General features: G+C 61.3%; 22 protein-coding genes. 8 read left to right on the top strand and 14 right to left on the bottom strand.

From position 1 onward, the window contains the following. The first annotated feature begins 54 nt into the window (after positions 1-54). On the top strand, positions 55-2,109 hold the full coding sequence (gene uvrB, locus ACK509_RS08795) for an excinuclease ABC subunit UvrB (RefSeq protein ID WP_410766102.1): 2,055 nt from the start codon (positions 55-57) through the stop codon (positions 2,107-2,109). Between the two features lie 5 nt (positions 2,110-2,114). Next, positions 2,115-2,501, top strand: a complete 387-nt coding sequence (locus tag ACK509_RS08790) for an NUDIX domain-containing protein (RefSeq protein WP_410766101.1) — start codon at positions 2,115-2,117, stop codon at positions 2,499-2,501. A gap of 106 nt (positions 2,502-2,607) precedes the next feature. Here ACK509_RS08790 and ACK509_RS08785 read toward each other — a convergent pair whose 3' ends face one another. Then, entirely contained in the window at positions 2,608-2,853 is a 246-nt protein-coding gene (locus ACK509_RS08785; protein WP_410766100.1) for a hypothetical protein, read from the bottom strand. Between the two features lie 52 nt (positions 2,854-2,905). Here ACK509_RS08785 and ACK509_RS08780 point away from each other — a divergent pair, with 52 nt between their 5' ends. After that, positions 2,906-3,988 (top strand): sulfite exporter TauE/SafE family protein, encoded by a 1,083-nt coding sequence (locus tag ACK509_RS08780; RefSeq protein WP_410766099.1) that lies wholly within the window; start codon positions 2,906-2,908, stop codon positions 3,986-3,988. A 36-nt stretch (positions 3,989-4,024) separates the two neighbouring features. After that, positions 4,025-4,453: a universal stress protein gene (locus tag ACK509_RS08775; RefSeq protein WP_410766098.1), complete on the top strand. Its 429-nt coding sequence runs from the start codon at positions 4,025-4,027 to the stop codon at positions 4,451-4,453. A 53-nt stretch (positions 4,454-4,506) separates the two neighbouring features. On the opposite strand, the gene ACK509_RS08770 is transcribed toward ACK509_RS08775, so the two are convergent. Next, positions 4,507-5,676: an SPFH domain-containing protein gene (locus tag ACK509_RS08770; protein ID WP_410766097.1), complete on the bottom strand. Its 1,170-nt coding sequence runs from the start codon at positions 5,674-5,676 to the stop codon at positions 4,507-4,509. Between the two features lie 77 nt (positions 5,677-5,753). Here ACK509_RS08770 and ACK509_RS08765 point away from each other — a divergent pair, with 77 nt between their 5' ends. After that, positions 5,754-5,948, top strand: coding sequence for a hypothetical protein (locus tag ACK509_RS08765; RefSeq protein ID WP_410766096.1), 195 nt, complete (start codon positions 5,754-5,756; stop codon positions 5,946-5,948). Between the two features lie 96 nt (positions 5,949-6,044). After that, complete coding sequence (locus ACK509_RS08760) at positions 6,045-6,542, top strand: 2'-5' RNA ligase family protein (protein WP_410766095.1); 498 nt, start codon at positions 6,045-6,047, stop codon at positions 6,540-6,542. A 30-nt stretch (positions 6,543-6,572) separates the two neighbouring features. Here the strand turns inward: ACK509_RS08760 and ACK509_RS08755 are convergent, their stop codons facing one another. Together ACK509_RS08755 and ACK509_RS08750 are read right to left on the bottom strand one after the other, a co-directional pair. Then, positions 6,573-7,946, bottom strand: coding sequence for a cytochrome P450 (locus ACK509_RS08755; protein WP_410766094.1), 1,374 nt, complete (start codon positions 7,944-7,946; stop codon positions 6,573-6,575). Positions 7,947-8,016: 70 nt separating this feature from the next. After that, complete coding sequence (locus ACK509_RS08750) at positions 8,017-8,676, bottom strand: helix-turn-helix domain-containing protein (RefSeq protein WP_410766093.1); 660 nt, start codon at positions 8,674-8,676, stop codon at positions 8,017-8,019. A gap of 92 nt (positions 8,677-8,768) precedes the next feature. Here ACK509_RS08750 and ACK509_RS08745 point away from each other — a divergent pair, with 92 nt between their 5' ends. Further along, a complete protein-coding gene (locus tag ACK509_RS08745; protein ID WP_410766092.1) occupies positions 8,769-9,122 on the top strand; it encodes a methyltransferase family protein in 354 nt (117 codons plus the stop codon). Between the two features lie 4 nt (positions 9,123-9,126). Here ACK509_RS08745 and ACK509_RS08740 read toward each other — a convergent pair whose 3' ends face one another. After that, positions 9,127-11,322 (bottom strand): ATP-dependent DNA helicase, encoded by a 2,196-nt coding sequence (locus ACK509_RS08740; RefSeq protein ID WP_410766091.1) that lies wholly within the window; start codon positions 11,320-11,322, stop codon positions 9,127-9,129. A 134-nt stretch (positions 11,323-11,456) separates the two neighbouring features. Between ACK509_RS08740 and ACK509_RS08735 the strand changes: the two genes are divergently transcribed. Continuing rightward, positions 11,457-11,915, top strand: coding sequence for an ester cyclase (locus ACK509_RS08735; protein ID WP_410766090.1), 459 nt, complete (start codon positions 11,457-11,459; stop codon positions 11,913-11,915). Between the two features lie 10 nt (positions 11,916-11,925). On the opposite strand, the gene argF is transcribed toward ACK509_RS08735, so the two are convergent. The 9 genes from argF to ACK509_RS08690 form a co-directional block, all read right to left on the bottom strand. Then, a complete protein-coding gene (gene argF, locus ACK509_RS08730) occupies positions 11,926-12,825 on the bottom strand; it encodes an ornithine carbamoyltransferase (protein WP_410766089.1) in 900 nt (299 codons plus the stop codon). A gap of 18 nt (positions 12,826-12,843) precedes the next feature. Then, a complete protein-coding gene (locus ACK509_RS08725) occupies positions 12,844-13,923 on the bottom strand; it encodes a [LysW]-lysine hydrolase (protein ID WP_410766088.1) in 1,080 nt (359 codons plus the stop codon). Further along, on the bottom strand, positions 13,920-15,068 hold the full coding sequence (locus tag ACK509_RS08720) for an aspartate aminotransferase family protein (protein WP_410766087.1): 1,149 nt from the start codon (positions 15,066-15,068) through the stop codon (positions 13,920-13,922). The genes ACK509_RS08725 and ACK509_RS08720 overlap by 4 nt, the downstream gene beginning before the upstream one ends. Then, positions 15,065-16,054, bottom strand: coding sequence for an acetylglutamate/acetylaminoadipate kinase (locus ACK509_RS08715; RefSeq protein ID WP_410766086.1), 990 nt, complete (start codon positions 16,052-16,054; stop codon positions 15,065-15,067). The genes ACK509_RS08720 and ACK509_RS08715 overlap by 4 nt, the downstream gene beginning before the upstream one ends. Before the next feature lie 21 nt (positions 16,055-16,075). Beyond that, positions 16,076-17,119, bottom strand: a complete 1,044-nt coding sequence (gene argC, locus ACK509_RS08710; RefSeq protein WP_410766085.1) for an N-acetyl-gamma-glutamyl-phosphate reductase — start codon at positions 17,117-17,119, stop codon at positions 16,076-16,078. Then, positions 17,116-18,039, bottom strand: a complete 924-nt coding sequence (gene lysX / locus ACK509_RS08705; RefSeq protein ID WP_410766084.1) for a lysine biosynthesis protein LysX — start codon at positions 18,037-18,039, stop codon at positions 17,116-17,118. Before lysX ends, argC begins: the two co-directional genes overlap by 4 nt. A 55-nt stretch (positions 18,040-18,094) precedes the next feature. Then, positions 18,095-18,274: a lysine biosynthesis protein LysW gene (gene lysW, locus ACK509_RS08700; protein WP_390225274.1), complete on the bottom strand. Its 180-nt coding sequence runs from the start codon at positions 18,272-18,274 to the stop codon at positions 18,095-18,097. A 314-nt stretch (positions 18,275-18,588) separates the two neighbouring features. Next, positions 18,589-20,055 carry an argininosuccinate lyase gene (gene argH, locus ACK509_RS08695; RefSeq protein WP_410766083.1) on the bottom strand — a complete coding sequence of 489 codons (1,467 nt, stop codon included), beginning with the start codon at positions 20,053-20,055 and terminating at the stop codon, positions 18,589-18,591. A gap of 1 nt (position 20,056) precedes the next feature. Beyond that, positions 20,057-21,283 (bottom strand): argininosuccinate synthase, encoded by a 1,227-nt coding sequence (locus tag ACK509_RS08690; protein WP_410766082.1) that lies wholly within the window; start codon positions 21,281-21,283, stop codon positions 20,057-20,059. Positions 21,284-21,437: the final 154 nt, after the last annotated feature.

The following is a 21,437-nucleotide window of genomic DNA, read 5'->3' as shown; positions in this document are numbered from 1 at the left end:
ACCACACCGACAGACACCGCCTCGCTCAAGTACGCCGCGGCCTAATTCGAATCAATGAGTGAGTCCGGTCCCCTCTCGGCCGACAGACCCGACGTAGAGCGTGAATTCCGCGTCGATGCCCCCTTCGACCCGGCGGGTGACCAACCCGAGGCAATCGAGCAACTGGCCCAGGGGTACCGTGAGGGTGCGAATATTCAGACCCTCCTCGGCGTCACCGGTTCCGGCAAAACCAACACGGTGTCGTGGCTTCTCGAAGAGATTCAAAAACCGACGCTCGTCCTCGCCCACAACAAGACGCTCGCCGCCCAGTTGTACGAGGAGTTCAAGTCCCTCTTTCCAGACAACGCCGTCGAGTACTTCGTCTCCTACTACGACTACTACCAACCCGAGGCGTACATCGAACAGACCGACACCTACATCGACAAGGACATGTCCATCAACGAGGAAATCGAGCGACTGCGCCACTCTGCGACTCGTTCGCTCCTCACCCGCGACGACGTGATCGTCGTCGCCTCCGTCTCCGCAATCTATGGTCTCGGTGACCCGAAGACGTACACCGACATGGCGCTTCGATTGGAGGTCGGCGAGCAACTCGACCGGGACGACCTACTCCGAAAACTGGTAGACCTCAACTACGAGCGCAACGACGTGGACTTCCAACAGGGCACCTTCCGCGTGCGCGGCGACACCGTTGAGGTGTTCCCGATGTATGGCCGCTACGCCGTCCGCATCGAGTTCTGGGGTGACGAAATCGACCGAATGCTGAAACTCGACCCCCTGCAAGGTGAGGTCAAGTCGTCCGAGCCTGCGGTCCTCGTCCACCCGGCGGTCCACTACTCCATCCCCGAGGAGAAACTCGAAACCGCAATCGGCGAGATTGAAGAACTCATGGAAGACCGGGTTCGGTTCTTCCAGCGCAACGGTGACCTCGTGGCCGCCCAGCGAATCGAAGAGCGAACCACCTTCGATATCGAGATGCTCCGCGAGACGGGCCACTGTTCGGGTATCGAGAACTATTCAGTTCACCTCTCGGACCGCGAACCCGGCGACGCTCCCTACACACTGCTCGATTACTTCCCCGACGACTTCCTCACCGTCGTGGACGAATCGCACGTCACGCTCCCGCAAATCAAAGGCCAGTACGGCGGCGACAAATCTCGAAAAGACTCACTCGTGGAAAACGGCTTCCGCCTCCCCACCGCCTACGACAACCGACCGCTCACGTTCGAGGAATTTGAAGAGAGCATCGGACAGGCGCTCTTCGTCTCTGCGACGCCCGCCGACTACGAACACGAACACTCCGAGCAAATCGTCGAACAAATCGTTCGTCCGACCCACCTCGTGGACCCGAAGGTCGAAGTCACCGACGCGACCGGGCAGGTGGACGACCTCATGGCCCGCATCTCCAACCGAATCGACCGCGACGAGCGCGTCCTCGTGACCACGCTGACCAAGCGGATGGCCGAAGACCTCACAGATTACCTCGAAGAGGCAGGTATCGACGTGGCCTACATGCACGACGAGACCGACACACTGGAACGTCACGAACTCATCCGGTCGCTCCGTCTCGGCGATATCGACGTCCTCGTCGGCATCAACCTACTTCGTGAGGGACTCGACATTCCGGAAGTTTCGCTCGTCGCCATCCTCGATGCCGACCAGCAGGGCTTCCTCCGGTCGGAGACCACGCTCGTCCAGACGATGGGGCGCGCGGCCCGCAACGTCAACGGCGAAGTCGTTCTCTATGCCGACAAGATGACTGATGCGATGGAGTCGGCCATCTCCGAGACACAGCGCCGTCGCCGTATCCAGCAGGAGTTCAACGATGAACACGGCCATGTTCCAAAAACCATCGAGAAGGAAGTCGGCGAGACGAACCTGCCGGGAAGCAAGACCCACTCGCGCGGCGTGGCGAGCGACAAACCGGCCGACGAGGACGAAGCAGTCGAGCAAATCGGCTTCCTCGAAGACCGGATGCAGGAGGCCGCCGACAACCTCGAATTCGAACTCGCCGCCGACATCCGCGACCGGATTCACGACCTCAAACGCGAATTCGACATCCAGCGACTCGACGACGGTATCGAACCCGAGGAACCCGACGAGTTCTGATTTCGATGGTCACGTTCGCCGCAGGTGGCCTGCTTCGTCGCGCTGATGGTCGCATCTGTCTCGTCCACCGCCCGCACTACGACGACTGGTCGATTCCCAAAGGAAAACTCGAATCCGGTGAGACGCTGGTCGAAGCGGCAGTTCGAGAAGTCGAAGAAGAGACTCGGTGTACGGTGGAATGTGGACGGTTTGCGGGGCGATACGAATATCTCGTCGATGGCGAGCCGAAAGGTGTCTTCGTGTGGCACATGTCGCTCGTCGAATCGCGCCCGTTCGTCGCGGACGACGAAATCGATTCGTACACGTGGGTAACGCCGAAATCATCTCTGTCGCGGCTTTCATACAACACCGAACGCGCCCTGGTTCGCCGAACGTTCGGATTCGGTGAATGAACCAGACTAGGGGTTCGTGCAGAAGTTGCCGACAGTTCGACGCGCGTCGGTATGTTCGTTGTACCACATTCAGCCGAGGCATCAAGACTTTTCAACCTCCCCTTGTCTAGGCCGAGTCACCGTGACCCGCAACTCGGCGGACGACTGCCTCGAATGGGACGCACAGTACGTGCTTCCGAACGGAGGTATCACGTAGATGCACCTGTCGTCTCTCGAAGGATGCGTCGCTTCGTCGGTCGATTCCGACGACCTGACGCTCGGCTCCGTTGCGCACGACGCGACGGACGACGACGGTAGCACGTGGTGCGATTCCGCTGATAGTATGGTAACTGGTCTGTTTTACTCGCGTCATACTCGTGGCGCGAGTGTCGCTACACACTGACACAACACTCGACTACAGAACCATGAGTACCCAGTCTCTCAGTCACGTCCAGAAGTTGTTCCTGAAGTATCAGCACATCCTCGTGTTCATCGCACCCGTGCTGTTCATCGCGACCGTGTTCACCGCGGCACCAACTCCTACTGGCGCCGGTACCGACTACTGGCTTCAGTACTGGTGGTTGTTCCCGGTGTTCGTCCTCGGTGCGACCACGGTGAACACGGTTGGAATCAGTGGGTCGGCGCTCTTCGTGCCGTTCCTCATCTTCATCTTCCCCATCTTCGCACACCCCCTCGAACCCGCGACGTTGGTGAAGGTGGGCCTCATCAGTGAGGCGTTCGGACTCTCCAGTTCCGCTGTCGCGTTCATCCAGTACGGACTGGTCGACCGCCGTCTCGCACTCAGCCTCGTCGCCGGGTCGATTCCGTTCGTCGTCGGTGGCGCACTGCTTTCGTTTATCATCCCGGAAGTGGTGTTCCACACGCTCCTCGGCATCGCCCTGCTCGCAGCAGCCTACCTGCTGTTCAAGGCAGACCTCGACCACGAAGAACCGAGCGGTAGTTCCGACTCGGGACAGGCGGCCGCCACCGACGGTGGGACCGTCAACCTCCCGAACGACCCCGGAAAGCTCGGCCCTGCGGGCGTCCGTACTGACGACGACGGTATCGTCACCCGTGTCGACCGCGAAGGTGACGACTATCGCTACGACCGCGGTGGCTACCTGCGCCGCTTTGCCAACTACAGCATCGGCGGCACCTTCCAGGGCCTCGCTGGCTTCGGTGTCGGCGAACTCGGCATCATCTCGATGCTCAGCACCAAAGTCCCCGTCCGAGTTGCGATTGGGACGAACCACATCGTCGTCGCACTGACGGCGATTCTCGCCTCGCTCGTCCACGTCTTCGGTGGCGGCCTCGTCGGCGGCCACTCGCTCAGTCTCGCTTCGACGCCGTGGAACATGGTCGTCTTTACCGTCCCCGCGACGGTCCTGGGCGGCCAAATCGCACCATACGTGTCGAACGCGCTGGACACTGACACCATCAAAAACTTTGTCGGCGCACTCTTCGGCGTCATCTCGCTCGCGCTGTTCCTGATGGCGCTGGGTTTCTAAGCCGACGTACTCACACCCGCTTTTCAGTCACCACCCATGTACGACAACATCCTGTTACCCACCGACGGTAGCGACGCGACTGAAGCGACCATCGAACACGCGACGACGCTCGCCCGGACGTACGACGCGACAGTTCACGTCCTGTCGGTCGCCGACTCGCGGAACCGATTCGAGTCTCCGTCTTCGGGTATCGCACCCGAAGTGTGGCAGGAGTCGGAACTCGAACGCGCCGAAAACGCGGCCCAAGCCGCGCTCGATGCACTCCCAGACGACGTTACCACAGAGTACATCATCGAGGAGGGTGTTCCGGACTCGGTCATCACCGACCACGCTAGCGACGCCGATATCGTCGTGATGGCGACGCACGGACGGACCGGTCTCGACCACTACCTCATCGGGAGCGTCACCGAGCGCGTCGTCAGGACCGCCTCGGCACCTGTGATGACTGTTCGGGCTGACGACTGAAGCAAAACAAAAACGCCGCAACCATCGTTTTTCGCACTACTCGAACGCAGCGACTAGCGCTGCGATTCCGTCTCTACGCTGCCGTCTTCGATTTCGATATCGACGCCTGTTCTCGCATCTGCTTCGGCGGCCTCGACTTCACCGATGAGTTCGTCGATGTCGTCTAAGCCGAGCAGTTCGCGGGTCTCGGCGTCGAACGGCAGACTGTCGAGACTCGGTTGGTCTTTGACTGCGCTGTCGGTCAGGCTCTTGCCGTAGCGCCCCAGCAACGACGTGAGTTCCTGCGGGAGGACGTACGTCGTCGATGGCGACGTGCCGATGTTCGCCAGTGTCTCCATGCCTTTGTCGATGATGGCGCGTTCGCCCATCGACTCGGCCGCACGAGCGCGGAGAACGGTCGAAATTGCGTCACCCTGTGCGCGGAGAATGGCGGATTCTTTCTTCCCCTGTGCGCGGATGATGTTCGACGATTTGTCACCTTCTGCCTTTTCCACCGCCGACCGGCGTTCACCTTGTGCTTCGAGAATCATCGCACGGCGACGACGTTCGGCGGAGGTCTGTTTCTCCATCGCGTTCTCGACGTCTTTCGATGGCTTGACTTCGCGGACTTCGACGGATTCGACGCGAACACCCCACTCGTCGGTCGGTTCGTCGAGTTCGACGCGGATGCGTGCGTTGATGTGGTCGCGGCGGGCCAGCGTCTCGTCGAGTTCCATGTCGCCGAGTGCGGCACGGAGGGTCGTCTGCGCGAGCAACGAGACGGCGCGTTTGTAGTGGTCCACTTCGAGGAAGGCCCGTTCGGGGTCCATCACGCGGATGTAGACGACGGCGTCTGCGGTCACGGGCGAGTTGTCCTCGGTGATGGCCTCTTGGGTCGGCACGTCGAGTGTCTGGGTTCGCATGTCGAAGCGGTAGGTCTTCGAGACGAACGGCGGGATGAAGTTGATACCCGGTTCGAGGATACCCTTATACGAGCCAAAGACCGTGAGTGTGCGTTTTTCGTACGCTTGGACGATTTCGACCGCATCGTACACCGCCGCGATGGCGAGGGCGAGAAAGACGTAGCCGACGATGGTAACCGGTGTTACTGGGAGGATGACGACGGCAAGGCCGAACGCGAGGATGGCAATCGCGAGGGGACCAACCCAACGCGGGAGACGGGGACCGCTCACTGTCGGAGAGGAGGACGACAGCTTCCCGAGTTGGTAGAATATGCTGTCCATGTGTTGACGTAGCATCGGGGGCGATGTAAACCTATCCGGCCACCAAGTATTTGTTCACGAGAACCAGAAGGCCGTCTATGCTACCAGATCGTGCGAAACTCGAAGCGGATAGTCTCATCCGGATTGTGCTGGTACTCGTCCTCATCTGGGTGGCTCTCGAGATCGTCGGTGAGATACTCGACATCTTCAGCTGGCTCTTAGGGCCGCTTCAGCCACTGCTCGGTCTCGCAGTCATCGCCATCATCGTCCTCTGGCTGCTGGACCGCATCTAAGATTCTGGACCGCGCCTAAACGCCACTTCGGCGTGCATGCTACCCACGGCCGACTGTTGTCGATACGTCTTTCTTTCCGACCCGTGAGAAACGGGTGTGTACAGCCTGAACGTCCCGGTTCACGGACAGGTTTCCCGACTCGCAGCAGAGATGTTTCCGTATCTCGCCTCTTTTGACCGAATCCGAGACCGACACACGCTCGTCTGCAAACGCTTCGAGGAATCGAATCTCAACCACCTCCGAGACTCGCTTCGACACGCGCTTCGTGGGTCTCCCGCCTTCGAGGTCCAAGTAACGGGCATCGACTACTTCGAGTCGCCACCAGTCGGCTCTGCACCGGTCGTTTACCTCGCAGTCGAGAGTCCCGGTCTCTTCGACTTGCACTCGCGTCTCACCGACGAGTTCGGTGCTGTCGAAGGATTAGAAGCAGAGGATTACACGCCACACATCACACTCGCTCGGAGTGGCTCGCTCGCGGACGCACAGGCCCTCGCCGAGCGCGACATCGACCCTCTCACGTGGACGGCCTCTCACCTCGAACTGTACGACCCTGAATATCGAGAAACCGTCGCGTCGATATCGCTCCCGGCCTGAGCGAGTTTCGTTCCCCGTTTTCGCTGTCCGCTACTCTCGGCGCGCGAGTCGCATCCCCATCGGTTCGCGGGGGTGCATCGTCAGCGACCCGCGGAGACTGAAGGGTTCGTCGCGGATGTAGTCGAGTTCGTACTGCTGGGCGACGGTTCCGAGAATCAATCGCCCTTCGAGTAGAGAGAGATGCTTCCCGATACAGTGGCGCGGGCCGCCGCCGAACGGGAAGTACGCGAATCGTGGTCGGTCGCGTGACCGCTCTGGACTCCACCTGTCTGGGTCGAATTCGAGCGGATTGTCCCACCACCGTTCCGAGCGGTGGACGACCCACTGCGGGAGCATGATTGCCGACCCTTTGGGGACGCGATACCCACCGAGTCGAACGTCGGTCTTCGCCTCGCGGAACATGACGTAAACAGGTGGATAGAGGCGCATCGCTTCGTTGAGGACGCGTTCGGTGTACTCCAACTGCCGAACGTCTTCGAACGTCGGTGTTCGCCCACCGAGTACCTCGTCCAACTCTCGCTGGAGTTTGGCTTCCGCGTCGGGATGTTGCGAGAGCAGGTACCACGCGTAGGTGAGCGTCAGGGCGGTCGTATCGTGACCTGCCAAGAGCATCGTCATCAGTTCGTCGCGGAGGTTCTTCTCGGTCTGTTCGCCCTCGTCGTAGGCACGAAGGAGAATCGAGAGCAGGTCCATCGGTTCGTCGCTGACTGGTTCACCCGAAACCGTCGAGGCTGGCTCGCTCCCGTATTCGGTCCCGCGACGCTCGTCTACGATGTCCCAGAGAATCTCTTCGAGGACCGACAGCGCGTGTTTGTAGTCGCGATTCTCGCGGGTCGGTGCCCAGTCGGGCATGAGGAATCTGAAGGGGTCGGGTTCGAACCGCGCGCCGAGTGGTTCGAGATGCTCTTGGACGACTTTGATTCGCTCGTCGTCGAGGTCCGAGCCGAACATCGCATCGACGATGATTTCGACGGTGAGACGTGCCATCTCCAACTGGATATCGACCACGTCGCCGTCGTGCCATCCCGAAAGCATCGACTCGGTGCGGTCGGTCATCATCTCCGACATCGTCGAAATCCGTCGCATGTCGAAGGCGGGTTGGGCGAGTCGCCGTTGCTTTTGCCACGTCGAACCTTCGCTCATCAAGAGTCCGTCGCCGAGCAAGTCACCGATTGCTCGGTCTTGGAATCGCGGTTTTCTGAACTTCGCCGCCTCGCTCACGAGCACCCGCTCGATGTCTTCGGGGTTCGTGAGCATGTAGGTCTCTAACGGCCCGAGTTCGAAGTGAATCACGTCGCCGTACGCGTCCGCAACTGCCGTCAGGAAGCTAAACGGGTCGCGCGCGTACTGTCGGCTTGCGCCGAACAGTGGGACACCCTTCGGTCCCGGAGGGGTCGTTTTCATGAGTCGTGTTGGCCTGAAGACGGAAGAATGTCTCGGCGTGTGAGGTCGGTTTACGGGGAGTTGGCCTCGATTACTCCCACTGCAACGCTTGCCGCATCGTCGTTGCCTCTGCTTTCCGCAGGTGTTCTGCGGCCGTACTCTTCGAGACGCCGAGGTGGGCTGCGACCTCGCTGACGGTCCCCTGTCTCGGCGACTCGTAGTAACCGAGTTCGACAGCGACAGCGACTGCTTCGCGTTGTCGGTCGGTTAGCACACCGACAGCACCGGGAATGCGCGTCTGATAGTTGGCGATGGCTCGAACCTCGATTGGGGCATCCGATGGAAGTCTCTCGAAGACGTGTTCGACGGCCATCGCCGACCCGACGAGTGTCACATCGACCGTTCTGTCTTGATTATAGTGGACCGGTGGAACGACCACGACGGGGTGAGAACTGAGCGCGTCGATGTACGACTCGTCGCGGTCGGTCAGTCGCTCGCACACCCAGCAGTAGAAGACGTTCTCACCGGTCGGTGCAATCGAGTGTGACACCGCTTCCTCTCGGTCTGTGAGCAGCTCGTCGTACGCCGCCGGGTCGCCCCAGACTTTGAATATCATCGAATTTCGCTCCCCGAGCGAGGGGTTCCAATAGCGTAACTCCGACCCGTGGAACGCCGGGTGCGTGATTTCGAACTCGTGGACCGGATGAATCGTCTCGGGTGTGTGCGTAATCCGCAGGTCGAGACACTTCATGTCACTCGATTGCTGTCGCTGTCAATAAAAACCAACCTCACCTGTGCGGCAGTGAGGCTATCCAACTGCTCTCACTATCTCTCGCTACGATGATGGCCCGCTCGACTTTGCTGCTCGTCGCGTTCGGAACTGGTCTCGTCGCCGCCACAGGTGTCTATCTGTTGCTCGTGGGTACGCTCTTAACTCCTCGGCAGTGGTGGCCGCCGGGAGACAAGTCGTGGGCGTACTATCTCCACTGGTCGCTCGTCGGCCTTGCTGGCTTTGGACTCTTCGTCAACTCGGGCTTTGTCGCCATTCTCGCGGCTGCGCACATCGGTTGGGTGCTGTTGCTCCCGTTCGCCGAAGAACCACACTTACGTGACGAGTATGGACCTGCCTACGAACAGTACGCCGCCCGAGTTCCACGATTTGTGGACCGAACGACGATTCGAAATCTCGTTGGCTAATCCCTCAGGGTCGCGGCGGCGACCCGCCGTAGGCGTCGTGGTCGTTGTAGAAGTTGAGCATCGCGAACTTCAGTTTCGTCGGCGAGATATCGACCATCTCGGCCCGTTCTTCGACTGGGAACGCTCCACGGACGCCGTACTTCCCCATCGAGGAACTCTCACGGGTGTAGCGCTTGTCGGCGAGGATACGAACCCCGTAGTCGTCGGGCGACCGGATAACCCGACCTAACGCCTGTCGCGTCTTTCTGATGGTCGGAATCTCGACGGCGTACTGCCAGCCAGCGTCCTTGATTCCTTTGTACACTCGGTCGTAGGCGTCTTGGACGGCCTCCATCCGTTCGGAGAGATGCGGGTACGGCACGCCGACGACCACTACGGTTCGTGCGTCGTCGCCGTCGAAACTCACTCCCTCGGCGAGCGTCCCCCACAGCGACGTGAGGAGAACTGCGCCGTCTTTGTTGACGAACTCTTTTCTCGCCTCCTCGGCCCGAACGCCCGGTTCGTCCAAGAAGAGTTCGTCGTCGATATCTGAGCGCATCCTGAGCCGTTCGTGGTGGCGCTCTGCTTCTGCATACGACGGGAAGAACACCAGTGTGTTGCCGGGCGTAAACCGTGACGCGTCGGCGAGTAGCTCCTCGATTTGCTCTTGGGTCTTCGGGTTGTCACGCTCCGACGAGAAGAGCGCCGGAAGCGACGCCGTGAACGTCCGTCGATTCTCTTCGGGGTACTCCAGTCCGTAGGCCATCGTCACCGGGTTTGGAAGCCCCAGTGTATCTTCGGTCACGTCGAACGGGCGCAACGTCGCCGACATGAGGATACTCGCGTGGACTTCTTCGAACAACCCACGGGTGACTTCTCGTGGGATACAGGTGTAGAGTTCGGCACGGCCGTAAATCTCCTCGGTCCCCGAATCCCGGCGCACCGAGAGCATCGGGTGATGGCCGAGTTCGCCACCCATCTCCATCCAGTCGGCGATAAAGGAGGCCGCTTGGAGCGTCTGACACTCTCGGCGCGTCGTGGACTCGCCGTTCTTGTACTCGTCTTCGTACTGCTCGTCCAGTCGCTTGCCCAACTGCAAGGCGAGTTCGACCTCTACGTCGATGCCGCGGCCTTCGTACGATTGGAGGAAACTCATCGTCAGGTCGTCGCGGCGGCCACGTTTCGCAATCGAGAGGTCGTACCAGTTCTCGCCGACCTGTTCGCGCTCGCCGAAGCCGAACGCCTCGTCGTAGCTCTCTCGAAGCGCGGTCAGAAACGCCTCGACGACGTTTCTGGCGCTCTCTGCTCGGGAGTCGTCAACTTCTTCTAACTCGTTGACGGCGCTTTCGAGCGTGTTCTCGGTCAGCGCCCGACTCGCGTGGTCACGGGCGACGCCTTCGATGTTGTGGGCCTCGTCGAAGACGGTGATGACCTCGTCGGGGTCGCGGCCGAGCCATCTGAAAAACTGCTCGCGAATCATCGGGTCGAGCAGGTGGTGATAGTTGCAGACCACGAGGTCGATGCCTTCCATCCCCTCTTTCAACAACTCGTAGCCGCACATCTTCTGCCGACCGGCGTATTTAAAAATCTCGTCGGGGGTGCGAACGTCGTCGAAGAGCCACTGAAAGAACTCGTCGGTGTTCTGCGTGAGGTTGTTGTAGTAGTGTTCGCAGGTGTTTCCCTCGCGCATCTCGCTCACTTCGTCTTCGAGCGAGTCGAGTTCGTCGGTGATTGCGCTCCGGGCGTCCGCGGCACCCTGTTGGCCCTCACGCATCTGGTCGAGCAACGTCTCGGCTTGCGAGGCCAACTCTGCTTTGTCAGACTCCTTTTCGACGAGGCTCCGAGTCGTATCGCGGAGTGTCTGGCACTCCTGAAAGCCGACTTCGATGTGGCACATCGAAGACTTCCCACGGAAGACGACCGCACGAATCTGCTCGCTACGCGTGATGGCGCGGGCGTCTTCGATGAACTGCCGCATCTGCTGGTGGACGTTCGTCGTGATGACGACCGTCTTGTCGTGTTCGCGGGCGTGTTCGAGTGCGGGGACGAGCGCCGAGATGGTCTTCCCGGTTCCCGTCGCCCCTTCGAGCAGGACGTTTCGGCCGTCATCGAGCGCGTCGGCGATGCCGGACATCGCCGCCTGCTGATTCGGATACGGCTCCTCGTAGGGGAAAAAGCGCCACGTTCGTGGTTCATCCTGCGGACCGTTCGAGGAGGACACGACCAATGCTCGGTCGCCATCCGATTAAAAGGCTCGGAGGACTGGACGGCCATTGTCCGCCGAAGTGGAGTTACTACATAACCTGACAAATATGATATCGGTCAGCCGAACGTATCCACTCACGGTGACTCGTGATGATACCGACGCCGAGACGCAAAGCAATCGTTGAACAACACCTCTATAGCGTCTGGGACGACCGCGACCCCGACAGCATGGACGAACTCTGCACCGACGACTTCGTGATGCACGACCCGATGGGTGACCGCGACCTCGACAGGGCCAAAGGAATGCTGCGAGAGGTCATCGACGGAACACCCGACGTCGAATTCACCATCGAGGACCTCATCGCCTCTGGCGACCGCGTCGTGGTTCGATACACCCTCGAAGGGACGAACGAAGCGCCGTCGTTCTTGACAGACCAACCAACAGGCCTCCACTGGCGCTCGCCCGGCATCACAGTCTATCGGTTCGAGGGGGAAGAAATCGCAGAACAGTGGAACGCGTTCGACTACCTCGGGACGATGCGACAACTCGGTCTCATCCCGTCAGAAGCGGATGCGGATACGACGGGTGATGCTGGCGCAGAAGCCTAATCGAGTGCTTCTACTCGTCCAGTAACTCCACGAGCAGTCCTTTCTGCGCGTGCAGACGGTTCTCTGCTTGGTCCCAGACCAGCGAGCGCTCGCTTTCGAGTACGTTGCCCGTTATCTCTTCGCCGCGGTGAGCGGGCAGACAGTGCATGACCTTCGTGTCCGTTCCTTCGAGCAAATCTTCGTTCAACTGGAAGCCCTCGAACGCCTGTAACTTCTCGTGGCGCTGGTTCTCTTGGCCCATCGAAATCCACACGTCGGTGTAGACTACGTCTGCGCCGTCGATTGCCTCTTCGGGGTCGGTCGTGATGGTCGGTGCCGACCCGAGTTCTTCGGCGCGGACGAGTACTTCGTCGTCCACTGCGTAATCCGGTGGCGTCGCCACGGTGAGGTCGATTCCGGCCATGGCGCATCCGAGGACGAACGACTGACCGACGTTGTTGCCGTCGCCGACCCACGCTGCACTCACCTCGTCGAAGTCGCCGACGAACTCACGAATCGTGAGCAGGTCGGCGAGCGTCTGACAGGGGTGGGCGTCGTCGGTCAGGCCGTTGATGACCGGCGCATCGGAGTGTTCGGCGATTTCCAAGAGGTCGGCGTGGTCGAACAGACGGACCATGATGGCGTCGCCGTAGCGACCCAGCACGCGCGCCGTATCCGAGAGCGGTTCGCCGTGGCCGAGTTGGATGTCTTCGGGACCGAGAAAGAGGGCGTGGCCGCCTAGTTGCGTCATTCCCGTCTCGAACGAGACGCGGGTGCGCGTACTCGGTTTCTCGAAGAGCATCGCCAGTGTCGCTCGGGAGAGTTGCGTGTCGTCCGCGCCCGATTTGAGGTCGGCGGCGCGGGTGAGAACGCGGTCTAACTCCGATGCGCTGATGTCGTCGATATCTGTGAAGTGTGTCGTTTCGAGCATTGTGTCTCTTCGAGATGGTCAGTCGGTGAGGCGCTCGCAGACGTCTACGAGCACGTCGATAGACGAGTCGAACTCGTCCAGTTCGAGGCGTTCGTCGGGGGCGTGGTCGAGGTCCGAGTCACCGGGGCCGTAGGTGACCATCGGACAGTCCCAGACGCCCGCGAAGATGTTCATGTCGCTGGTACCGGTCTTGCGGAGCAAACGAGGTTTCGTGCCCGCCCCGCGAATCGCAACGCGGAATGCGCGTGCGATGTCGGTCCGGGGGCTTTGCATCACCGGCGAGATAGGCTTGTTCCAGTGGACGCTCCCCCTCGTCAGTTCGCCTTCGGCGACTTCGCGCACGTCGTCGATGGTGTAGCGTGGGGGGATGCGGAACTGCACGTCTACCGTCGCTTCGACGGCGAGGCCATCGTCGGTGGGTCCGCCGTCGAATTTCACGGGTTTCGTCGTCACGGTGTCGAAGACGCCGTCACGGTCTTCGTCGAAGAAGTCGGCGACGCGCGACCACCACGCGACCGCAGACTGAATCGCGTTCTCTTCGGGGCGCGAGGAGTGGCCGAGTTCGCTCGTGGCGATGTAGGTTCCCGAGAGGAAGCCGCGATAGCCGAGCGTGATGCCGTCCCAGCCGGAGGGTTCGCCGTTGATGACGGCCTCGGGTGCGTCGCGGGCTTTAGCGAGGTGCCACGCGCCGCGCGAGGTCTTCTCTTCGCCGACGACGCCGACGTAGGAGACACCCGTTTCGACTGCCGCGGCGGCCATCGAACAGAGTGGGCCGGTCGCATCGACGCTGCCGCGACCCCAGAGAACGCCGTCTTCGACCTTCACTGGAACGTCGCCGGGGACGGTGTCGATGTGCGAAGTGAGCAGGACCGAATCGTCGGCGGGTGCGCGAACGTTGCCAACGTCGTCGATCCAGACCTCGCGGTCATGGGCCTCGAAGAAGGCCTTCAAGACCTCGGCTGCGTCGGCTTCGTCGCCCGAGACCGAGGGCGTCGAAACCATGTCGTAGAGCAAGCGACGTGCCTCTGCCCAGTCGCTCCCGGCGACGAGTTCGGCGTCGGTCTCATTGCTCGCCTCGTGGTCGAGTTTCGCGGTCATGAGAGGACGTTCACCATCGCTTCGACTACCTGGTCGGCGTGCGACTCGTCGATGATGAGCGGCGGGAGGAACCGCACGACGGTCCGGCCTGCGGGAAGTGCAAGAACCTGTTCGGACAGCGCGAGGTGCTTCAGGACGCGATTCGCACCGCGCTTGACTTCGACGCCAATCATCAGTCCTTCGCCGCGAACCTCTCTAATCGGCAGGTCGTGTTCTTCAGCCGCCGCTTCGAGTTCGCTCGTGAGGTAGTCGCCAATCTCGGCGGCGTGAGCGGGCAGGTCTTCTTCGACAATCGTATCGAGCGTGGCGTTCGCGGCGGCACAGACGACCGGTCCGCCCGAGAAGGTCGAACCGTGCGAGGCCGCTCCGTCGGCAATCCAGTCGGCACAGAGCGTCGCACCGAGTGGGAGGCCGTTTGCGATACCTTTCGCGCTCGTGAGGATGTCGGGGACGACGCCCGAGTGTTCGCACGCCCAGAGTTCGCCCGTGCGTCCGAGACCGGTTTGAATCTCGTCGAAGACGAGCGCGGCATCGGCTTCGTCGGTCAGGTCGCGGGCGGCTTGGAGGTACTCCGCGGAGGCGGGATTGATGCCGCCTTCGCCCTGAATCGGTTCGAGGAACACTGCCGCCGTCTCGTCGTCGATAGCTTCGGCCAGTTCTTCCTCGTCGCCGTAGGTGACAAACTCGACGCCGCCAGCGACCGGCTCGTACGGCTTCTTGTACTTCTGTTTCCACGTGAGCGCGAGCGACCCCAGCGTACGGCCGTGGAACGCGCGCTTCGTGGCGATAATCTTCTGGCGACCCGTCGCCGAGCGGGCAAACTTGAGTGCGGCTTCGTTGGCTTCCGTACCGGAATTACAGAGCCACACCTTCGAGATATCGCCGGGTGCGAGTGCGCCGAGTTTTTCGTACAACTCGGTGCGAACATCGACGGGATACGACGCCTGTACGTAGGTCAATTTCGCGGCCTGCTCTTGAATCGCGGAGACGACTGCGGGATGTGAGTGACCGAGTGCGGCGACGGCGTAGTTCGCGCCGAAGTCGAGATACTCGGTTCCCTTGTCGCTGTAGAGGTACGCGCCTTCGCCCGATTCCATTTTGATGGGTTTCTCGGAGAAGACGAAGCTAGAACCTTTGTCAGTCATTTCGCGTCACCTGCCTTCTCTCCCTCGACGAGCGCACCGGGCGTCACGTGCGTGCCGCCTCCGTTCAAGGCCGTCACGATTGGGTCGTTGACGTTCGCGTCGGAGACGATGACCTCCGCGGCCCCGCCGTCCAGTGCTTCTTTCGCGGCCATGACTTTCTTCGTCATGAACCCCTCTGCGGCGGCTTCGAGAGTGGCGAACTCGTCGGGGTTGTCTGCCGATTCGATGAGCGTCGATTCGTCGTCGGGGTCGGCGTAGACGCCCTTCACGTCGGTGAGGACGACGAGTCTCGCCCCGAGTGCGCCCGCGACTGCGGCGGCCGCACGGTCGGCATCAGCATTCACAGGAACGCCGTCGTCGGCGAGCATCGGGACGGTCACGATAGGCGTGTAGCCGCCGTCGAGGAGCGTCTGCAAGAGGGTGCTGTTGACGTTCGTAATCTTCCCCGAGTGGTCGCCGCGCTTGATTTTCTTCTTCCCGTTTTCGACCACGCGAACAGCTGATTTGCGTGGGCCGGTGAGGAGGCCGCCATCGACACCCGAGAGACCGAGTGCATCGACGCCCGCATTGCGGAACAGCGCCGTCAGGTCGGTGTTCAGCTTGCCGGGCATCACCATCGAGAACACCTCCATGGTGCGCTCGTCGGTGAAGCGGCCGGTGACGCCGGAGGGTGACTCGACGTAGGTCGGTTCCTCGCCGAGTTCTTCGAGCGTCTCGTCGACGGCAGTGGAACCGCCGTGGACGACGACGACGTCTGTTCCGTTGGCGACGAGGTGTGCCACGTCTTGGACTGCGCCCTCGGGTTCGACGGCTTTTGCACCGCCGATTTTGACGACGACCGGTGGCTCCTTTCCACCGTCAGAGCGCAGCTCTGACGAGGCTTCGGAATCGGAGAGTCCGAAACCACCATCCGCGAGGAGGTTCGCGTCGTTGTCGATGAGCTGTTCGTGTGCTGCGAGCAGTTCTGTGCGTGTGTATTCAGTCATTGGTCAGTCTGGGGGACAGGGTTAGGGCGACCCGATGGGGTGGAAGCCCGTGAATTCGAGCCCGGCAGTTTCGTCCATTCCAAGCGCGATGTTCGCGGCGTGGATGGCCTGCCCGGCGGAACCTTTCATCATGTTGTCGATGGCCGAGAAGACGACGAGGCGCCGATTTTGAGGATCGATTTCGAAGCCGACTTCGCCGAAGTTGGTGCCAGCGACCGCCTTCGGTTCGGGGTAGCGGTAGACGCCACCGCCGCCTGCGACGGTGCGCATGAAGGGTTCGTCGCCGTAGCTTCCTTTGTACGCCTTCCACATGTCGCCCTTCGAGACGGGGCCGTTGGGAAAGACGTGACACGTCGCGGCCGCGCCGCGAACCATGTCTACGGCGTGGACGGTGAAGGAGACGGAGAGACCGAGGTACTCCTCGATTTCCGCCTCGTGGCGGTGGCCCGTTGGTGCGTACGGGCGTACGATACCCGAGCGTTCGGCGTGCGTCGATGCCTTGCTCGCGCTCGCGCCGCCTTCCGAGGAACCGACTTTTACGTCAACGACAACCTGCTCGTCGCCGGAGAGAATTCCAGCATCGAACAGGGGCTTGAGACCGAGAATCGTCGCGGTCGCGTTACAGCCACCCGCGGCAATGAGGTCTGCGCCGGGGAGGTTTTCGCGGTTGAGTTCGGGGAGTGCGTACTCCGATTTTTCGAGGTACTCTGGACAAATGTGGCCGTCGTACCACTCGTCGTACTGCGCCTCTTCAGAGAGGCGGAAGTCGGCCGAGAGGTCGACGACGGTGTCCGCTGCGTCCTGAAATTCGTCGATGTGTTCCATCGAGACGCCGTGTGGCGTCGCCGTAAACAGCACATCGACCGATTCGAGGTCTTCGGGGTCGGTAAAGCGAAGGTCGAGGTGACGGAGGTTGGGGTGAACGTTGCCGACAGTCTTGCGCTCGTAGGAGCGACTCGTGGCCTGTACGGTATCGAAATTCGGGTGACCATCGAGGAGGCGAAGGAGTTCGCCCCCGGTAAAGCCGGACCCGCCGACGACGCCTGCGGTGAGTTGCTCGCTCATGCGGAGGCCTCGGCGAGTTGTTTTCCGCCTTCGACTTTGGCTTCCAGCCAATCGACGACCTTGGCGGGGACGTCCACATCGACAGTCTTGTTGAGCGCTTTGAACTCGACGGTGTGGTTGACCTCGTGGACCGTATAGTCAACGTCAGACGCAGTCTGACGAGCCTCCGAATCACCGGATTCGGAGACCTCTCCCGTCTCCATGAGGTCGATACCGAGCAGTCCGCCGCCAACGGCGTTGGATGCCTGTTTCACGAGTTCTTTCGCGCGGTCGTCGAGTTCGAATGCCGACGAGTCGGCACCCTTCGCGGCGTTCGTCAGCCAGTGGTCGGAACTACGGGTCATCGCGGCGATAGGCTCGCCATCGACTGCGAGAACGCGGATGTCACGACCCGGCTTTTCCACAAATTCCTGGATGTAGAACACCTTGTGTTCGTAGCTTCCGAGCGTCGCCTTGTGTTCGAGGATGGCTTCGGCGGCGGCTTCGGAATCGATTTTTGCCATCAGGCGTCCCCACGACCCGACGACGGGTTTGAGGACACAGGGGTAACCGAACTCTTCGACAATCTCCATCGCCGAGTCGATAGTGAAGGCCACTTTCGTGTTCGGCGTGGGCACGCCCGCGTCTGCGAGTGCGAGGCTGTTCTGCGCTTTGTCGGCGCAAATCGCGGCGGTCTCGTGCGAGTTGACGACCGGGATGTCGTAAGACTGCAGGAAGCGCGTGATGTAGAGGCTCCTGCTCGTCGCCAGACAGCGGTCCACGACGATGTCCACGTCGTCGAACACGGCTGGCGCTTCGGTCAGGTCGAACTGCTCTTTGCGCACGTCGATTTTCGTCACTTCGTGGCCGCGGTCGCGAAGCTCACTGAGCAGGAGCTTTTCGTCGCGGCGAATCCGGGAGTACAGGAGTCCAACGTTCATTATGACCACCCGTAAGCGTGTGTGGAGTTGTCGCTAAGTTCGGCTGTGTTCACGGTTATTCTCCCCAGTCCTCTTCGAGTTCAGGTGCTTCTTCGAGTACCACGGGGTCGAGCGAGACGACTTCGAGCTCTGCGCCGGTGGCGGGACTGTCGATAATTTCGCCGACTTCGACGTCTGCTGGGATGTCGATTGCTTCTCCGGTCAGCGGGTCTTCTGCGGTGATGGTGTCGCTCATTACATCCGTGGCTGGACGTGGGATAGTATTAAACCCACCGAAAATTACGTGGCAAAAAACAGCGTAAAGAAGGCTCTAACGGAGTTTATCGGGCGAATCGGCCAATTCGTTTGGCCGAAAAGCCGACGTATCGAGCTTGGGTGCCAGCCTCACTCGATACTGGGAATAGCCCCGGTCGAACCGGTCGGGCCATCCCCGTCGTCGGGCGCCGTCGTGGTTCCGGTCGCGGTCGCCGCCGCGGGAGTCGGACCGGTCGTCGCGGCGGTCGCGGAGCAACCGCTCGCGGTGGTCGCGGCACCGTGCGTGGAACCTGTTCAAACATATTCGGACACCTCTTCTTCGAGGGATTCGGCCGCGGCCGACAGTGAATCGCGTGCGTCGGCGACGGCGGCGGAATCGAGAGAAAGTTCGTCGTTCGCCGTCGAGAGCGTGGACTCGACAGCAGTAGGCGCAGGCCCACCGAGCGAGTCGCGGCTTGCCACGCTCTCGGTCGGGTCGAGCGCGGCTTCGACGGCGGCTTCGGTCACGTGTGTAAAGAGAGACTCCCCTAATACGTCCGTGGCGACGGCGTCAAGTGTTGCCACGTCAGGTGTCCCCGTAGACTGCGCGGCCGCCTCCGCGACGACTTCGTGGGCCGTACGGAACGGAAGCCCCGCCATCGCCAACAGGTCGGCGACGCCGGTTGCAGTCGAAAAGCCGTCTCCAGCCGCGTCGGCGAGGGCATCTTCGGGCCACGTTGCAGACGCGACTGCTCCGGCGGCGACCGCCGTCGCTTCGCTCACGTCGTCAACTGCACGGAAGACGTGGGTGTGGGCACGTTGCAAGTCGCGGTTGTAGGCGCGTGGGAGTCCTTTGAGCGTCGTCATCAGCCCTGTCAACTCGCCGACTGCGTCGCCCGCGACGGCGCGGACGAGTTCCATCGTGTCGGGGTTCTTCTTCTGGGGCATAATCGACGACGTCGAGGAGTAGTCGTCCGACAACTCGACGAAGCCCTTGTTCGAGAAGATGATGAGGTCTTCGGCGAGTCCCGAGAGGGTAATCGCGTGGGTCGCCAGCGCGGAGAGCGTCTCGGCGAGGAAGTCACGGGTCGCAGACGCGTCCATCGAGTTTTCCATCACGCGGTCGAAGCCGAGCAGTTCGGCGACGAGTTCGCGGTTGATGTCGAAGGGCGTTCCAGCGAACGCCGCAGACCCGAGCGGTGACTCGTTGATGCGGTCGTACGCACACATGAGGCGGGCGCAGTCGCGGGCGACCGCCCGTTCGTACGACAGCAAGAAGTGAGCCACCGTGGTCGGTTGTGCAGGTTGGAGGTGCGTGTACCCGGGCATCACCGTCTCGGTGTGCTTGGATGCAGTTTCGATGAGCGACTCGCGGAGTGCGAGCGCGGCATCGAGCGTCTCCAACACGTCCTCGCGCAGACGGTAGCGAAGACAGGTCGCCACTTCGTCGTTGCGCGAGCGGGCGGTGTGCATCTTGCCACCGTCGGTTCCGACGATATCGATGACCGCGGCTTCGATGGCTTCGTGGACGTCTTCGCCGCCCGAGAGTTCATCGTGGCCCGCGGCCTCGACGTCGTCGAGTGCGGCGAGAATGTCGCCTGCAACCTCGGATTCGATGATTCCCTGCGAGGCGAGCATCACCACGTGCGCGCGGTCCACAGCGAGGTCGGCGTCGAAGATGCGTTCGTCGGCCGCGAGGCTCGACATGAACCCGCGGGCGGGGCCGCCGCTGAAGCGACCCCGGCGAATGACACTTCCGTCGTCGCCATCCTCGCCTGTCATCTTACTCTTCGCTACCGCCGTCTGCGGCCAGTTCGGGCTTTGCTTTCTGCTTCGCGCCTTGGTTTGCGAGACGCGACTGGAAGCCGTGGTACTTGGCGACGCCCGTCGCGTCAGCCTGCTCGATGCCGTCCACGGTTTCGGTGTTGAAGGAAGCGGCCGATTCGGAGTAGACAGCGTAGTCGGAGTCGCGGCCGACTGCCTGTGCCTGTCCACCCTGGAACTTGATGGTCACCGTGCCGGTGACGCGCTCTTGGGTCTTTTCGAGGAACGCGTTGAGTGCGCCGACGAGGGGTGCGTCGATGAGGCCTTCGTAGGCCTTCTGGCCCCACTCTTTGTCCACGGTCTCCTTGAAGTCGCGCTCTTCTTTCGTGAGGACGAGTCCTTCCAGCGACTTGTGTGCATTGAGGAGCGTCGTCGCGGCGGGGTGCTCGTAGTTCTCGCGGACCTTCAGACCGAGCATGCGGTCTTCCATCATGTCCGTGCGGCCGACGCCGTGTGAGCCTGCTTTCTCGTTGAGGAACGCGATGAGTTCAGACGGGTCCATCTCTTCGCCGTCGATGGCGACGGGGTAGCCCGCTTCGAACTCGATTTCGATGAGTTCGGTCTCACCCGATGGCTCGTCAGTCCACTCGAAAATCTCCTCCGGCGGGACGTAGCTGGGGTCTTCGAGGTTGCCGCCTTCGATGGAACGGCTCCAGAGGTTGGTGTCGATGGACCAGACGCCCTCGTTGCCACCCTCCACTGGGAGGTCTTTCTCGGCGGCGTACTCGATTTCCCACTCGCGGGTCATGCCCATCTCGCGGACGGGGGCGATGACTTCGAGGTCGGAGGCGCGCCAGACGGCCTCGAAACGGAGCTGGTCGTTACCCTTGCCCGTACAGCCGTGGGCGATGCCGTCACACTCTTCTTCGAGCGCGAGGTCGAGAATCGCGTTTGCGATGACCGGGCGTGCGAGCGCGGTTCCGAGCGGATAGCCCTGATAGTCCGCGTTCGCGCACACGGAGTCGAGACAGAGCTGTGCGAACTCGTCTTTCGCGTCGATGACGTAGTGGTCGAGGCCGAGTGCCTCTGCGGTCTCGTATGCCTCTTCGAACTCTTCTTCGGGTTGGCCGACGTCGACGGTGACGCCGATGACTTCGTCGTAACCGTACTCTTCTTTCAGAATCGGGACGCAGACGGTTGTGTCGAGTCCGCCTGAGAATGCGAGTGCGACTTTCTTCATATACATCTCTGTGACGTGGATAGGTAAATAAATTCTTTGACTTCAATTTACGAAATTAAGTGGTAGAGATGCCTATGGGCAAGAAAACGGAAGATTAGCGAATTGGACGTGTCCCGAAGGATATGATAATAGTGGCCCTAAAGGGCCGGTCGTCGTCGTC

It is taken from the genome of Haloferax sp. DFSO60 (genome assembly GCF_046557615.1).
In the GTDB taxonomy this organism is placed as follows: Archaea; Halobacteriota; Halobacteria; order Halobacteriales; family Haloferacaceae; genus Haloferax.
The sequence above is the reverse complement of the archived record's forward strand: the minus strand, read 5'-3'. Positions and strand labels throughout refer to the sequence as shown.